Consider the following 15,485-nt stretch of genomic DNA (forward strand, 5'->3'; position numbering starts at 1 on the left):
TGGGTATAATGGGTTTCTTGCGCGAACGAATGGGGACAATTCTCGCATTCTTTATAGGGTTTGCGCTTCTTGCTTTTATTGTAAGCGAGGTTGTAAGATCAGGCGGTTCCTTTTTTAAGGACGATAATAATGAACTTGCCGTAGTAAACGGCGAAAAAGTTCCGTATGATGAGTTTAATAAAAAACTGGAGCAAAACACAAACCAGTTTAAACAACAGTCAGGGCAAAATATTTCTTCCCAGATCACCAGCTACATTCAGGAAACAACCTGGAATCAAGTATTGAGTGACCTGCTCTTTAAAAAAGAAGTTGAAAAATTAGGTTTAACTGTTGGTGATGACGAAAGCACTAACATGGTTAGCGGTAATACTCCCGACCCACAGATTGCCCGTCAGTTTGCCGATCAGCAAACCGGTGCGTTTGACAGGAATAAGCTGAACCAGTTCTTAGCTTACTTATCATCCTCAAAAGCAGATCCTGCTCAAAAACAAGCCTGGGCTGATTTCTTAAAACAGCTAATTGTAGCTAAGCAACAAATGAAATATGTAAACATTGTTACCAATGGTTTATATGTAAACTCATTGGAGGCTAATGATGATTACCTGGCAAAAAACAAACTGGTTAGCTTTAAATACGCAACCCTTGATTATGCATCTATTGCAGATTCAAAGGTTACTTTAAGTGATGCTGATTACAGTGCATATTATGATGCTCACAAAGCTGAATTTAAAAACCCACAGGAAGTAAGATCATTTGAATATGTAAGCTTTAACGCGGCACCTTCAAAAGAAGATAGCGCGGCTATCAAAACCGAGGTTAATAAATTGGTTGATAGCATTAAAGTAACCAACAATGACTCGCTTTTTGTTCAGATCAATTCTGAAACAAAAAACCCGCTTGCCTTCCAAAAAAAGGGAACACTTGAGCCAAAGCTTGATACTTTAATGTTCAACGCGGCTAAAGGTTTTGTTTATGGTCCGTATGTATCAAACGGCAGCTATAAAATTGCTAAGCTAAGTGAGGTTAAAACTACTTTTGATTCTGTTAAAACAAGACATATATTAATTAACCCTGCTACTACAGGTGGTATTGAAAAAGCAATTGCGAAAGCCGATTCAATTAAAAAACTGATTCAGGGTGGTAAATCATTTGCCGAGCTGGCAACTACTTTTTCAACAGACAGAGGTAGCGCTGTAAAAGGTGGCGATATACCAGCATTTGACGTTAACGGTGCAATGAGTGGCCAGGGACAAATTACTCCCGAGTACACTAACGCTGCGTTTAAAGCTAATAAAGGCGACCTGATTGTAGTTACATCTCAGTTTGGTGTGCACCTTATCCAGGTAGAGGATCAAAAAGGCTCTATTAAAGTAGTTAAAGTTGCTATTGTTGATAAACCGATACAGGCAAGCAGCAAGACACAAACTGTAGCTTACAGCAAAGCGCAGGGATTTTTAGGAGCTTTAACAAAAGACAACTTTGAGGCAGAAGCTAAAAAGGAAGGTTTGAAAATTAACAATGCCGAAGATCTTAACGGTACAGCATCTGGCCTGCCAGGTTTGGATAATGCACGTGACGTTGTTAGATGGGCATTTAAATCAGATAAAGGCGATTTAACTGAGAAAGTATTTACTGTAGGTGATCAATATATCATTTCTCGTTTAACTGAGATCAAACCAAAAGGTACGCTGACACTTGACGCTGTTAAAAAACAAATTGAACCAGCTGTACGTAACGAAGTAAAAGCTAAACAACTGGATGAGAAATTCCAGGCTGCTTTAAGCGGATCATCTTCGATAGATCAGGTAGCTCAAAAGGCTGGTACAAAAGCGGTTCCTGTACAAAACATAGTTTTTGCTAACCCGGTTATCCCAGGTCAAGCTGCAGAGTACAAGGTTATAGGTTCAATTTTTGGATCACAGCCAAATAAGCTTTCAAAACCGGTTAACGGTCAGCAAGGTGTATTTGTATATTTTGTTGATGGATTTACCAATCCTGCACCGCTTACCAATAACGTAAGGCAGAAACAACAAATTGGCCAGGCATTGGTACAACGTGCACAAGGCCAGGTATTGGATGCCTTGAAAGATAATGCTATTGTAAAAGATAACAGGGCTAAACTGTTATAATATAAATAAGCGTAATTTTGTATCCGGGAACAGCGTTTTATAACTGTTCCCGGATTTTTTTGTTTACAGCTGTCTGAGAAATAAAAGAAACCGTCATTGGAGGTATAAAATCCGGTGTACGATAAGGGGCGAAAAATTAAAGGTTTGTCATCCTGAGGAACGAAGGATCTATTCGCAGACTTTGCAGGGCGAAGGTGCATGGCGAATAACAGATCCTTCAAGCGTTCAGGATGACAAAAATGTATTATTGTAAATTCGTTATTGCTGCGTGCCTCGTAATCACAGGGAATGATTTAGACAGCTTTTTGAATTTAGTGTTTAAGGACTTTGAATTTTTAATATTATGGATATACAGGAAAATATAGTAAATAAGGTTGCACAAAGTGGTTTGGTTACTTTAGATCCTGCTGCTTTTTATCCGGCCGGCGAACGTGTTATTTATGATATTAAAGATAACCTGTTTCACGGGTTAATGCTGCGGGAAAAAGATCTGAGGGATTTTATAAAGGAGCATGACTTTACACAATACGAAGGCAAAAACGTAGGCATCACCTGCTCTGCCGATGCCATAGTACCAACGTGGGCCTATATGCTGCTGGCAAACCGGATGGCCCCCTACGCCCGCGAGATAGTTTTTGGCGACATGGCTGTGTTGGAAACCGTACTGTTTGAAAAAGAAATTGCCAAGGCCGACCTGGAGCAATACAGTGGTCAGCGTGTTGTGTTAAAAGGTTGCGGCGATACCGCTGTGCCGGTTTCGGCCTATGTTGAATTAACAAAAAGGTTAACCCCAATAGTTAAAAGTATTATGTTTGGGGAGCCCTGTTCAACCGTGCCTATCTATAAGCGCAAGGATTAATGAAGTTATTTTTGATTAATAAGGTGAGCCATAGTTTAGTATTTGCATGCGTGCACAACAAAAATGGATTTAAACCATTTATATAAGTAGGTGTCATATCAGCATGCCGACTAAATCTGTTTTACAAAAACAGCTTTATTAAAAAGCAAACTCTATTAATGAAAAAATACTTCTCCTGCTCGCTGTTATTGATATTATGCCACACTGTTGTGTTTTCTCAGGAGCTTAGCAAAATTAGCGAGCCCGTGTTTAAAATTGGCGAAAAGCTGAGTTATAAAATGCAATATGGCTTTTTTACCGCCGCTGCCGCCGATATTCGCGTGGAAGCAAGTGATAAAAAACTTCCTGGCCCGGCCTTTCACCTTATAGCCGAAGGTAAAACGGCAGGTACTTTTGATATCTTTTATAAAGTGCGCAATAAATATGAATCATATGTAGATCAAACTACCCTGCAGCCATATTTTTACACCGAGAACAGGCACGAAGGGAAATGGAAACATAGTGATAACGTAAGCTTTGATCAAAAGGATAGTAAAGTAACTGCCAATAAAGGTGTATTTCCGTTCACGGGCAAAACCTTTGATTTTGTATCGGCCTATTATTTTGCCCGTACTATTGATGTTTCAAAAGTAAAAATAGGCGAAACATTTGAAATGCAATACTTTTTGGAAGATGGTTTCCATACGCTAAGCGTTACCTATGTGGGTACCGAGACGGTGAAGTGCAGTATGGGTACATTTAACTGCCTGAAATTTAATCCAACAATTATTCCTGGCCGTATTTTCAGGAAAGATAGTAAGTTGTACCTTTGGATCACCAATGATGGCAACAGGATCCCTGTAAAGGCGCATGTTGAAGTAATTTTAGGTAGTATCACAATGGATCTGCAGTCGGCAAGCGGATTGAAGTATCCGTTAAATCCAATAAAGAAGTAAAATTAAATATGATTGAGGTAGGTAGTGTTTTAGTACACGAAGATGTTGTAAAGGAAAATTTTGTTTGCAATTTAAATAAATGCAAAGGAGCCTGCTGCCTGGAAGGCGATTCGGGCGCGCCATTAAATGCAGATGAACTTGATATTTTAAAAGAGATCTATCCTAAAGTAAAACCTTATCTTACCGCCAAGGGTATCAAAACTATCGAAGCTGTTGGAACCTATGTAACGGATTTTGAAGGTGATTATACTACTCCATGTGTTGATGTTAACAAAGAGTGTGCTTACGTTATCTGGGAAAACGGAGTTACTAAATGTGGTATAGAAAAAGCTTATGAGCAAGGTGCTATTACCTGGCAAAAGCCAATTTCCTGCCATTTATATCCTATCCGCATCACTGCGTACCCCGAATTTGATGTGTTAAATTATGATCGATGGAGCATTTGCAGCCCTGCATGTTCTTTTGGCGACGAATTGAAAGTGCGTGTCCACGAGTTTTTGAAAGGCCCGCTGATTCGTAAGTATGGAGCTGAGTGGTACCAGGAGCTTGAGGACGAGGTAGCCGGAAGCTGAGGCGGTGCTTAATAACATCCTTTTATTATTTCAAAACAAAGTTCATTTCTGTTCCTTATGTTGAGGAGAATCTTGTCTGAATAAATTATTAGCCTGCATAAGTGTTTCGCTTTGCCCGATTTTACAATTAATTTGGATAATATTGTAAGTTATAAGTATTTGTGAATTAATATTAATGAAAATAGCTTTAATAACAGGTATTACAGGACAGGATGGCGCTTATTTAGCCGAGTTTCTGCTAAAAAAAGGCTATGAAGTTCATGGTGTTAAAAGGCGCTCTTCCTTATTTAATACCGATAGGATTGACCATTTGTATCATGATCCGCATGAACCCAATGTAAAGTTTAAACTTCATTACGGCGATCTTACGGATTCAACCAATTTAATCAGGATAATACAGGAAGTACAGCCCGATGAGATTTATAACCTGGCAGCACAAAGCCATGTTAAGGTAAGTTTTGATACGCCAGAGTATACCGCTAATGCCGATGGTATTGGTACTCTGCGTATTTTAGAAGCGGTAAGGTTATTGGGCCTTGTACAAAAAACACGTATATACCAGGCTTCAACATCTGAGCTATATGGCTTGGTGCAGGCGGTACCACAAAGTGAAACTACGCCATTTTATCCACGGTCGCCGTATGCGGTGGCTAAAATGTATGGATATTGGATTATTGTAAACTACAGGGAAGCTTACGGCATGTATGCCTGTAACGGCATTTTATTTAATCACGAAAGCCCTATACGCGGCGAAACCTTTGTTACCCGTAAAATTACACGTGCCACCTCAAAAATAGCATTAGGCCTGCAGGATTGCCTTTATGTGGGTAATCTATCGGCTCAGCGGGATTGGGGGCATGCAAAGGACTATATTGAAGCGATGTGGCTGATGCTGCAGCAAGATAAAGCCGAGGATTTTGTTATTGCTACCGGGATTACCACTACTGTTCGCGATTTTATAAAAATGGCTTTTAATGAGCTTGGTATCGAAGTGGAGTTTAGCGGAAAAGATGCCTATGAACGCGGCGTGATCATTGATATTGACCAGGAAAAAGCTTCGGAGCTTGGACTTAACCTGGAAGCCTTAAAATTTGGACAAACGGTTGTAAAGGTAGACGCTAAATACTTTAGGCCTACAGAGGTCGATCTGTTAATTGGTGATGCTTCAAAAGCATTTGAAAAATTAGGGTGGAAGCCTAAATATAACTTGCAGGCATTGGTTACTGATATGATGAAATCAGACCTGCATTTAATTAAAAAAGACGAATACTTGAAAAAAGGTGGGTTTACAACACTTAATTATTTTGAATAAGCAATAAAAGGATTTATAGCAATTCTACATATATGAAGAAAATTTTTACCAGCATTTTACTATTGGTTTTAACAGGTGGAATTGTGAAAGCTCAATCTGTTTATCAACCTTATTCATACCAGTTTTATCAAAAGCTAAACGAAGATGTTTACTCCACTAAAACCCGTTTTCATAGTTCTTTAAAGCCTTTTTTTGGTGATGATTCATTATTGAAACATCATTACGATTCACTAATGAACAGCATTGGCGATTTTAAAGGCAGATTTTTTAGTGAACACCAGGTTGATGTGAAGGGAAGTAACTCTACTTTCTATGCGGATCTGTTACCCGATTTTAACTTAAGCAGAGATTTTTCAGGCAAAAAGAATACCAGCTTCGGCTCGTTAGGCTTGCAGGTAGGCGGTACCTTTGGCAACCAGTTTTCCTATAACGTGAGTGCTTATGAAAACAGGGCTCAACTACCAGAATACCTGGCAACGTATACCAACCAGGTGGGTATAGCGCGCGGACAGGCTTATGGCAGTCTTTATGGCAGCGAGTACCGTTGGTCGTACATTACGGCATTGGTATCCTACACACCAAGCAAATATTTTAATATAACTGCGGGCCGTGATAAAACATTTATCGGCGATGGCTACCGGTCTGAGCTTTTGTCTGATTATGCCTCTCCATATCCGTTTTTTAAAGTAACTGCTACGCTGGGGAACGTTAAATACATGGCTATGTGGGCATATATGGATGATCCGTTGTCGGCCCGTGTTGATAACAACGACAGAAAGAAATTTGCCGTGTTTCATTATTTAGACTGGAATGTAAGCAACCGTTTGTCGTTCGGCTTTTTTGACTCTGTTATATGGGGAGCAAAGGATGATGCGGGGCATCAGCGTGGATTTGATTTTACCTATGTTAATCCCCTTATATTTTTAAGACCGGTTGAAGCATCCAATGGATCGCCCGATAATGCCTTATTAGGTTTTACCGGTAAATACAAAATAAGCGATGGTGTTACAGCATATGCTCAATTTGCATTGGATGAATTTGAAAGTTCAAGTTTCTTTTCAAGTAATGGCAGCTCCAGGAACAAATATGGATGGCAAGTTGGTTTAAGAGGAGCAAACCTGTTTGCTGTAAAGGGACTTAACTACCTGTTAGAAACCAACAATGTTAAACCATATACCTATTCTGAACGTAGTTCGGTACAAAACTATACAGACAATGGTGAACCACTTGCTCACCCTTGGGGTGCCAACTTTCGTGAGGTGGTGGGCTTGTTAAATTACTCCTACAAAAGGTTTGACTTTTCTGGCGAAGCCGACTACGGCCACTATGGTTTAGATATTAACGGGCAGAACTATGGAAAAGATCTTTTTCAGCTTTACATTGATCCTTCCAGGCAAACAGGTAATTACACAGGACAGGGTTTAACCACCAATATGGTTTTCCTGGAAGGTAAAATAGCCTATCTCATCAATCCTAAATATAACCTGCGTATTGAACTTGGAGGTCTTTATCGTTCCGAAAAAAACAGCCAGTTCGATGATAAAACAGGTATGGTGACTTTAGGTATCCGCAGCTCATTCCGCAGCATATATAATGATTTGGCAAGTTATAAAGCTCATTGATGAGTTTGCAATGGTATATAGAATTTAGCCTTGCACCCTTATGTAGTATTTAATACTTCATAAGGGTGCAAAAGTTTTGTAGGTTTCTTTATCAGTTTTTCAATATGTATAAAAAACCTTGTTGGAATACAATTATCTACAAATGCCTGGACTGATAATTCCTTACCGCAAAGCTGATCAATCCCAAAACGGCATTCGAGCCTAATACAACAGCCATATAAACAACCTGGCTATCGTGAGTTACCGCGCCCAGGTAATCTGCAAATGGAATCTTTTGTGTAAGCGTATAAGTAAGTAAAAAGAACAATATCTCGAATAATTTTTTGCCGCGGCTTACTATCCCAAGACAAACGGCTAATAGAACAATAAATATAGCTCCGTTGATAATGTTGATGATGGAATAACCATCAAGGGCCAGGGCGTAACGCAGTATTAAAGGCAATGCCAGTACTATGGCCAATATTACACCCGCCAGTATTTGGGCGGGCAGCATACGCTGCAAGGGTTTGTAGGATGCATAAGTAAAATAATGCAGCCTGTTGGTTTCTTCTTTAGTGGCCAGCTCCGACCAGCGGGTTACTTGCAAAAACCACAAAACAGGCAGTAAATAGGCGTGGGCCACACCTATTGGTGCAAAAAGCATGCTTAGTGATAAGCCGCCAATTACAAGCCAAAACCATTTAGAGCCTTTTCGTACCAATAAAAGCAATTCTGTTTTTATAAACGGAAGTATGCCATAATCGGTAACTAAAGGCGGCATAAGCGCGCGGCTAATACCTGTTGATGCAAATGCCGGAGTAATGTTTTGATGCTCACCAGTTGAAGTCTTTTTCTTTTTACCAGCCGATTGGTTAAAATCAAAGCGATGGAAGAAAGGCGACGACAGGTAAACCACGCCGAACGCAAAAAATATCCATAGCAAGCGGCTAAACAAGAACAGGCTGGTTATGGTTATTCCATTCCATTCAAAAATTTGAAATGCTCGTTTTCGGGCAAAGGTAAAGCCCAGGTTAACCGCAGTGATATGTTCATGAAACTGGGTGTTAACCTGGTTTTTGATGCTGTTTGTCATGGTACGTACCCCAAAAGGATCTATTAAAACAGCCAGCGTTTCGTTTTTCTGTCCGTTAACATTAGCCATCAGTATCCCGAAAAAGAAAAAGAACACAATGTATTGTAATATACTCCGTTTGCCCAAAAATACTTCGGCAATAACAGCAAGGGCCGATATTGCAAACATAGCGGGCACCACAAATAGCAGGTACGGGATTAAAAAGTTGCCGATGATAAATGGCGAGCCACTCGTGCGTACAAAAAACATGATGATACTTACCACAAAAGTGCAACCCGCAATGGTTAGTAATACCAGTAAATTGCTGAACATCTTGCTTATCAGATAACCGAAATTGGTTATAGGTGTGGTAGCTATTATTAGTCCTACTTCGGTTTCAATATCTTTTTTTATGCCGCCATTCACTAAAAAAAAGCCATATAAGGAAAGCATAATGGCAGTCATCATTCCAGAAACATAACCCACCCAGGCCGAGTTGTAAACTCCCTTATAGCCTACTATGTTTAGTGTGGTGTAAGATGCTGTAGGAGGAGGTACAAAAGAATAGGCCGCGTAAAAAGTAATAGCCAGTGTGATTAAAAAAGCATAGCTGCGTGTGCGCTGCAGGTAATCGGCTTTTATAATGCTATATATGTATCTCACTATTTTAGATGTTATTTTGTGTTAAAAATAAATAAGCATCCTCTAAAGTGGCGTTTGCTAAAGTGGCGGCAGGTTCCGGTTCATTTGTTTTAGAAATAAAACGAACTTTTGTTTGCTCTTTTTGCCTGCTGGTATCAATAACCTGGTGTTTGCTTTTTATTGCTGCCAAGGCATTATTATCCACCACTACTTCAAAAACCTTTCCTTCAACCAGTTTAATGATATCTGGCTGGGCGGCTTTATTAAGTAATGTGCCGTTTTTCATAATAGCTACTTCATCGGCGATGGTTTCAATGTCTGATACAATGTGGGAAGAAAGGATAATGATGCAGTCATCAGCCAGATCAGATATCAACTGGCGAAACCTTACCCGTTCCTCGGGATCAAGGCCAACAGTAGGCTCATCGAAAATCAAAACTTTTGGATCATTCAGCAGGGCCTGGGCAATGCCTATGCGTTGTTTCATCCCGCCCGAGTAGGTGCCTATCGGTCGTTTGGCATCTGCCGTTAAATTAACGCCCTCCAGTAGCATATCTATTCGTTTGTGTAAATCTTTACCTCCTACACCTTTCATGGCGGCTATGTATGCTAAAAACTCGTAGGCGTTAAGGTTTGGGTAAATACCAAAATCCTGTGGCAGGTAGCCTAATATCTTGCGGATGCTATCCGGATGGGCAACAATATCTTCACCATTTAAAAATAAGGTACCGGTGGTGGGCTTACTAATGGTTGCAATAATTTTCATCAGGGTTGATTTTCCTGCCCCGTTTGGGCCAAGTAAGCCCAATACACCTTTTTCAATGGTAATGGAATAATCGCTAAGCCCGATTTTATGTTTATTATACTGTTTGGTGAGATTCTTTATGACTAAGGACATGGGGTGTTTTTATACCCTGTAAGATGCTTATTAAAGATTTAAGTTACAGGGAAAGAGGCAAATTTAATCAAGCTATTAAAAGTTTGTGTGTGGGGATAAGTATTTGGAAGATAATAAAAGGCAGAGGCAATGTGCGATTCCTTCCTCGGGGAAGGGAAGGTAGGGGTTAAATTAGGCGTTCAAGTACTGCTGCGGACGGCATGTTGGCGAAACCCCTCCCTGTCTCTGCGCACATTCCAGCCGCACCCCTCCCGTTGGGAGGGAATAAAAAAAGGCAACAAATTTTCCGAAAAACTGTTTATATCCTCTGGTAATGCAGTAGTGAGAGCTTGCCCAAATGTAAACTGTGGAAATAAAGGGGCTTGGCAAAATCCGAGGACGATAACCCTTTTTGAACACCATTTGCCATTCAAATGCCCCACGAACTTTATGTCGTAACGTAATGTTTATAACCCCTCAGATTTTTAAGACGCTATCGTATGCTCGCTTCTTTGAATGCCTAAGTTTTTAACCTGTTGAACTATGCTGGCAGCATCAAAACCACATTCGGCCCAAAGTTCGGGTTGTTCACCGTGTTCTACAATCCTGTCTGGTATGCCTAAGCGTTTTACCTGGGTTTGCTGGTAGCCATTATCAGCCATAAATTCTAATACGGCAGTTCCCATTCCACCTTCAAGGCAGCCATCTTCAACGGTGATCACTTTATCAAACTTCTTGAATACTTCATGCAGTAATGCCTCATCAAGTGGTTTTACAAAGCGAAGGTCATAATGAGCAGGGAAATATCCTTCAGCGTTAAGTGCGGCAGTTGCTTTTACTACTTCGTTACCTATGGCTCCTATTGATAGTATAGCCAGGTCTTCCCCATCACATATCTTACGGCCTTTACCAATGGGTATGGTTTTAAAAGGACGTTGCCAATCAACCATCACACCATTGCCACGCGGGTACCTTATTACAAATGGCCCCATGTTATCCTGCTGGGCAGTAAACATCAGGTTGCGCAGTTCTTCTTCGTTCATAGGCGACGATACCGTCATGTTAGGTATGCAACGCATAAAAGCGATATCATAAGCCCCATGATGGGTTGGTCCGTCGGCGCCTACCAAACCTGCCCGGTCCAAACAAAATATTACATTAAGCTTTTGTATGGCCACGTCATGAATCACCTGGTCATACGCTCTTTGCATAAAGCTGGAGTATATATTACAAAATGGTATTAAGCCTTGGGTAGCTAATCCTGCAGAAAACGTTACGGCATGCTGCTCGGCAATACCTACGTCAAACGCTCGGTTAGGCATGGCCTTCATCATCAGGTTTAAGGAACATCCCGACGGCATTGCAGGGGTGATACCCATAATTTTAGGGTTTTGCTCTGCCAGTTCAATGATAGAAATGCCAAACACATCCTGGTATTTAGGAGGCTGCGGTTTTTCGGATTTTGTTTTTTTGATTTCGCCGGTTATCTTATCAAACAAGCCTGGCGCATGCCATTTGGTCTGATCCTTTTCGGCAAGGGCATAGCCTTTACCTTTGGTAGTAACACAATGCAGTATTTTAGGACCAGGAATATCGCGCAGATCCTTTAAAACTTTTACCAGGTGATTTACATCATGACCATCTATCGGGCCAAAATACCTGAATTTTAAAGCTTCAAAAAAGTTACTGCGTTTAAGGAGGGTACCTTTAATGCTTTTTTCTAATTTTTGGGCTATTTTGAAAGCATCAGGGCCTATGGCTGATAGTTTAGCCAGCACATGAGCAATATCATCCCTGAAACGATTGTACGGTTTTGAAGTAGCAATATCGGTAAGATATTCTTTCAAAGCACCCACATTAGGATCAATAGACATGTTATTGTCATTCAGGATCACCAGCAGGTTTGAGTTTTCGATACCTGCATGGTTAAGTGCTTCAAAGGCCATTCCGGCGGTCATGGCGCCATCACCAATTACGGCGACGTGCTGCCTGTCGGTTTCTCCTTTGTAGTGCGATGCAACGGCCATCCCCAAAGCAACAGATATAGAAGTAGAAGAGTGCCCAACGCCAAAAGTATCATATTCACTTTCAGATCGTTTGGGGAAACCGCTGATGCCTTTATAAATTCTGTTGGTATGGAAAGCTTCGCGCCGGCCGGTTAATATTTTGTGGCCATAGGCCTGGTGGCCTACATCCCAAACTAACTGATCATACGGGGTGTTTAAAACATATTGCAGAGCCACTGTAAGCTCAACAACACCCAGGCTGGCAGCAAAGTGACCACCGTTTACAGACACGACGTCAATAATATATTGGCGCAGCTCCTGGCAAACTTTTTCAAGTTGGTCTTCGTTAAGTTGCTTTAAATCAGATGGGTAATTTATATTCGATAATAAATCTCCGGCCGGTACCTGCATTGACATTTGTAAAGGTATTTTAACCTACAAAGTAAGTTAATTATTTATAAATAAAGGACATCAAAATGTATTAATTGTTTTTGAAGATAGTCAAAATAACGGAAACGAAGGCCAATAACCTGGAATCGAGCCAGAAGTTTAACGGGTACTGGCTAACAAATTATTCAAAAATCTTGACTCTTAATTCTTGATTCTTGACTCTCATCCCTATTTTTACAGCACAGATATGACCGACGACAGCTTTGCCATAAGATTACCCCAGTTTGAAGGTCCGTTTGATCTGCTGCTGTTTTTTATTGAGCGTGATGAGCTTGATATTCACGATATCCCTATCGCCAAAATAGCCGACGATTTTCTGAACTACATTCACCAGATGACCAGCCTTAATATGGAACTGGCCAGTGAATTTATATTTGTTGCGGCAACGCTGATGCGCATTAAGGCTAAAATGCTATTGCCTCGGTATGAGGCCGAAGCTGCCGGCGACGACACGGATACCAAGGAGAACCTGATCAGGAAGCTGATAGAATATAAAAAGTTTAAGGAACTGTGCGATGAGCTGCGTCCCTATGAAGACGAGCGCTTTAAACAGGAAAAACGCGGCAATATTAAGCATGATCTGGAACAGGTTGAAAAAGTGGTTTTACCGGGCGAGGAACTATCAGAAATAACTTTGTATAAGTTGATGCTGGTGCATGATCGACTGATGCGCAATTATCTTAACCGTAGCGAAGAAGTAAAGCACACGGTAGAACAATATCCATACACTATTGAAAAGCAAAAGAAAGCGGTTGCCGATTTGCTTAAGATCAATAAAATGCTCGATTTTAAAGCCCTGGCAAAAGAATCAGACAACAAGGTGCACTTTGTATACAATTTTTTAGCAGTGTTAGAAATGCTGCAGCAGGAACTTATTGATATACAAATAGGATTAGGATATAATAATTTCTGGATATCGAGCAAGGATGTATGATGCAGAAGCAATATCAATCTTTTACTGGTGATGGCTTTAAGGCTAAGAATTATTATCTTTATATAACTTTTAGGTTATGGATATTTCATTAAAATATAAAATAGTTGAAAAGATCATCCAAAGCAATGATGATGGTGTACTCAATGAAATAAACTCATTGCTGGGTTTGTCAGAAGGTGATTTTTGGGCCGATGTTCCTGTAGAAATAAAACAAGCTATTGATAAAGCCCGGGATCAGCTTGATCGGGGTGAAGGAATTCCGCACGATGAAGTAATGTCAAAAATGAAAGCTCGTTTCCTTAAAAGGTAAATGGCATATCAAACTATTATCTGGTCACCTGTTGCTGAGATTACTTATTATCAGGTGCTTGAATATCTTGATGAAAACTGGACTATGAAAGAATTAGAAGCTTTCATGAAACGCACAGACGAGGTTATTGAACATATTCGTAATAATCCATTGCTTTATCCGTATTCAAAAGAAAGTAACACTCATCGGTGTGTGGTTGTAAAGCAGGTAAGTTTATTTTACAGAATACAACCTAATGCAATCGAGCTTTTGATGTTCTGGGATAATCGTCTTAATCCTGCTAAATTGCGTTTTTAGCCTTTCGGTTGGCCTGCAATTTCTTCTCCGATTAAGAAATTAACCATATTTCAATAAATAATTGGTTGTAAATTGTTGATAGGCAAATTATATTACGCTAATCTTCAACCGCGGAAAATCTCAAATTACTTCCATCTCAAATCCCAAATCTCACATCTCAAATCTATTTTTTAGCTAACTTAGCGCCGTTTAATTAAACACAATGAAAAGAGACAAAATAATATTTAAGCTTTTGGATGAAGAACAGCAACGCCAGGAAGAAGGCATTGAACTTATAGCATCTGAAAATTTTGTAAGCAGGCAGGTAATGGAAGCAGCGGGCTCTGTTGCTACCAATAAATACGCTGAAGGTTTACCGGGCAAACGCTACTATGGCGGTTGCGAGGTAGTAGATGAAATTGAAACCATTGCTATTGAGCGTGCTAAACAGTTGTTTAATGCCGAGTGGGCAAACGTGCAGCCGCACTCTGGCGCACAAGCCAATGCGGCAGTAATGCTGGCTTGTTTACAGCCTGGCGATAAAATATTAGGATTTGATCTTTCACATGGTGGTCACTTAACGCATGGTTCGCCGGTAAATTTTTCCGGTAAATTATATGAGCCGCATTTTTACGGTGTAGTGAAAGAGACTGGTTTAATTGACTATGAGCAACTTAAAAGAGTTGCGTTAGAGCAAAAACCAAAATTGATCATTTGCGGTGCTTCTGCTTACTCGCGCGATTGGGATTATGAATTTATACGTAAAGTGGCCGATGAAGTTGGTGCTTTGGTATTGGCTGATATCTCGCATCCATCTGGCCTTATTGCCCGTGGTTTGTTGAAAGATCCGCTGCCGCATTGCCACATTGTTACTACAACCACCCATAAAACATTGCGTGGCCCACGTGGTGGTTTAATATTGTTAGGAAAAGATTTTGAAAACCCTTATGGTGTAAAAACGCCAAAAGGCGAGATCAGGATGATGTCGTCATTGTTGGATATGGCAGTATTCCCTGGTACGCAGGGAGGCCCACTTGAGCATATCATTGCTGCTAAAGCAATTGCTTTTGGCGAAGCTTTGAGCGATAGCTATATGAAATACATTGTGCAGGTTAAAAAGAATGCCGAAGCTATGGCCGAAGCATTTGTTGCACGCGGATACCAGATCATATCTGGCGGTACAGATAATCACCTGATGCTGATTGATCTTCGTAATAAAAATATTACGGGTAAAGCTGCCGAAAATGCATTGGTGACTGCCGATATTACGGTCAATAAAAACATGGTTCCTTATGACGATAAATCGCCGTTTGTAACTTCAGGTATTCGTGTGGGTACCGCCGCTATCACTACCCGGGGCATGAAAGAGAAACAAATGGAAGTGATTGTGGAACTGATAGATGCAGTAATTTCAGACCCTGAAAATGAACATTCTATCAAGAAAATTCGTAAAAAGGTGCATAAACTAATGTACGACTATCCGTTGTACCGCGAGAATGGCTCAGAATAA

The 15,485-nt window shown here is 40.5% G+C and carries 13 protein-coding genes; 10 read left to right on the forward strand and 3 right to left on the reverse strand.

Annotated features, from left to right (window positions below; genetic code table 11):
- Nucleotides 1–8 precede the first annotated feature (8 nt).
- The 6 genes from AC1DYB_RS15120 to AC1DYB_RS15145 all read left to right on the forward strand — a co-directional run bounded on the left by AC1DYB_RS15120 (nt 9) and on the right by AC1DYB_RS15145 (nt 7,429).
- Entirely contained in the window at nt 9–2,129 is a 2,121-nt protein-coding gene (locus AC1DYB_RS15120) for a SurA N-terminal domain-containing protein (RefSeq protein WP_477436236.1), read from the forward strand.
- A gap of 343 nt (nt 2,130–2,472) precedes the next feature.
- Nucleotides 2,473–2,988, forward strand: coding sequence for a DUF2480 family protein (locus AC1DYB_RS15125; protein WP_295721296.1), 516 nt, complete (start codon nt 2,473–2,475; stop codon nt 2,986–2,988).
- A gap of 158 nt (nt 2,989–3,146) precedes the next feature.
- Nucleotides 3,147–3,923: a DUF3108 domain-containing protein gene (locus tag AC1DYB_RS15130; protein WP_295721298.1), complete on the forward strand. Its 777-nt coding sequence runs from the start codon at nt 3,147–3,149 to the stop codon at nt 3,921–3,923.
- 8 nt (nt 3,924–3,931) lie between these two features.
- Complete coding sequence (locus AC1DYB_RS15135; protein ID WP_295721300.1) at nt 3,932–4,495, forward strand: DUF3109 family protein; 564 nt, start codon at nt 3,932–3,934, stop codon at nt 4,493–4,495.
- A gap of 175 nt (nt 4,496–4,670) precedes the next feature.
- Nucleotides 4,671–5,807 (forward strand): GDP-mannose 4,6-dehydratase, encoded by a 1,137-nt coding sequence (gene gmd, locus AC1DYB_RS15140; RefSeq protein ID WP_477436134.1) that lies wholly within the window; start codon nt 4,671–4,673, stop codon nt 5,805–5,807.
- 32 nt (nt 5,808–5,839) lie between these two features.
- The gene (locus AC1DYB_RS15145; protein WP_477436136.1) at nt 5,840–7,429 is read left to right on the forward strand and encodes a gliding motility protein RemB; all 1,590 of its coding nucleotides are present in this window, start codon (nt 5,840–5,842) and stop codon (nt 7,427–7,429) included.
- A gap of 136 nt (nt 7,430–7,565) precedes the next feature.
- On the opposite strand, the gene AC1DYB_RS15150 is transcribed toward AC1DYB_RS15145, so the two are convergent.
- The 3 genes from AC1DYB_RS15150 to dxs form a co-directional block, all read right to left on the reverse strand.
- A complete protein-coding gene (locus tag AC1DYB_RS15150; RefSeq protein WP_477436138.1) occupies nt 7,566–9,143 on the reverse strand; it encodes a hypothetical protein in 1,578 nt (525 codons plus the stop codon).
- Nucleotides 9,144–9,147: 4 nt separating this feature from the next.
- Nucleotides 9,148–10,020 carry an ABC transporter ATP-binding protein gene (locus tag AC1DYB_RS15155; protein WP_477436140.1) on the reverse strand — a complete coding sequence of 291 codons (873 nt, stop codon included), beginning with the start codon at nt 10,018–10,020 and terminating at the stop codon, nt 9,148–9,150.
- Nucleotides 10,021–10,484: 464 nt separating this feature from the next.
- A complete protein-coding gene (gene dxs, locus AC1DYB_RS15160) occupies nt 10,485–12,416 on the reverse strand; it encodes a 1-deoxy-D-xylulose-5-phosphate synthase (protein WP_295721399.1) in 1,932 nt (643 codons plus the stop codon).
- Between the two features lie 226 nt (nt 12,417–12,642).
- On the opposite strand from dxs, the gene AC1DYB_RS15165 reads away from it, so the two are divergent.
- The 4 genes from AC1DYB_RS15165 to glyA all read left to right on the forward strand — a co-directional run bounded on the left by AC1DYB_RS15165 (nt 12,643) and on the right by glyA (nt 15,485).
- Nucleotides 12,643–13,389 (forward strand): segregation and condensation protein A, encoded by a 747-nt coding sequence (locus AC1DYB_RS15165; protein WP_477436142.1) that lies wholly within the window; start codon nt 12,643–12,645, stop codon nt 13,387–13,389.
- 76 nt (nt 13,390–13,465) lie between these two features.
- Nucleotides 13,466–13,699, forward strand: a complete 234-nt coding sequence (locus AC1DYB_RS15170) for a hypothetical protein (protein ID WP_477436144.1) — start codon at nt 13,466–13,468, stop codon at nt 13,697–13,699.
- Nucleotides 13,700–13,996, forward strand: a complete 297-nt coding sequence (locus AC1DYB_RS15175; protein WP_477436146.1) for a type II toxin-antitoxin system RelE/ParE family toxin — start codon at nt 13,700–13,702, stop codon at nt 13,994–13,996. It abuts the gene before it with no gap.
- Nucleotides 13,997–14,198: 202 nt separating this feature from the next.
- Nucleotides 14,199–15,485: a serine hydroxymethyltransferase gene (glyA, locus tag AC1DYB_RS15180; RefSeq protein WP_295721314.1), complete on the forward strand. Its 1,287-nt coding sequence runs from the start codon at nt 14,199–14,201 to the stop codon at nt 15,483–15,485.

The sequence above is a fragment of the Mucilaginibacter sp. P2_A4 genome, from assembly GCF_056405015.1.

Bases quoted from the DNA above. Each gene is read 5' to 3' on its own strand.
- AC1DYB_RS15120 (WP_477436236.1), top strand. From the start codon at position 9: ATGGGTTTCTTGCGCGAACGAATGGGGACAATTCTCGCATTCTTTATA.
- AC1DYB_RS15125 (WP_295721296.1), top strand. From the start codon at position 2,473: ATGGATATACAGGAAAATATAGTAAATAAGGTTGCACAAAGTGGTTTG.
- AC1DYB_RS15130 (WP_295721298.1), top strand. From the start codon at position 3,147: ATGAAAAAATACTTCTCCTGCTCGCTGTTATTGATATTATGCCACACT.
- AC1DYB_RS15135 (WP_295721300.1), top strand. From the start codon at position 3,932: ATGATTGAGGTAGGTAGTGTTTTAGTACACGAAGATGTTGTAAAGGAA.
- gmd (WP_477436134.1), top strand. From the start codon at position 4,671: ATGAAAATAGCTTTAATAACAGGTATTACAGGACAGGATGGCGCTTAT.
- AC1DYB_RS15145 (WP_477436136.1), top strand. From the start codon at position 5,840: ATGAAGAAAATTTTTACCAGCATTTTACTATTGGTTTTAACAGGTGGA.
- AC1DYB_RS15155 (WP_477436140.1), bottom strand. From the start codon at position 10,020: ATGTCCTTAGTCATAAAGAATCTCACCAAACAGTATAATAAACATAAA.
- dxs (WP_295721399.1), bottom strand. From the start codon at position 12,416: ATGCAGGTACCGGCCGGAGATTTATTATCGAATATAAATTACCCATCT.
- AC1DYB_RS15165 (WP_477436142.1), top strand. From the start codon at position 12,643: ATGACCGACGACAGCTTTGCCATAAGATTACCCCAGTTTGAAGGTCCG.
- AC1DYB_RS15170 (WP_477436144.1), top strand. From the start codon at position 13,466: ATGGATATTTCATTAAAATATAAAATAGTTGAAAAGATCATCCAAAGC.
- AC1DYB_RS15175 (WP_477436146.1), top strand. From the start codon at position 13,700: ATGGCATATCAAACTATTATCTGGTCACCTGTTGCTGAGATTACTTAT.
- glyA (WP_295721314.1), top strand. From the start codon at position 14,199: ATGAAAAGAGACAAAATAATATTTAAGCTTTTGGATGAAGAACAGCAA.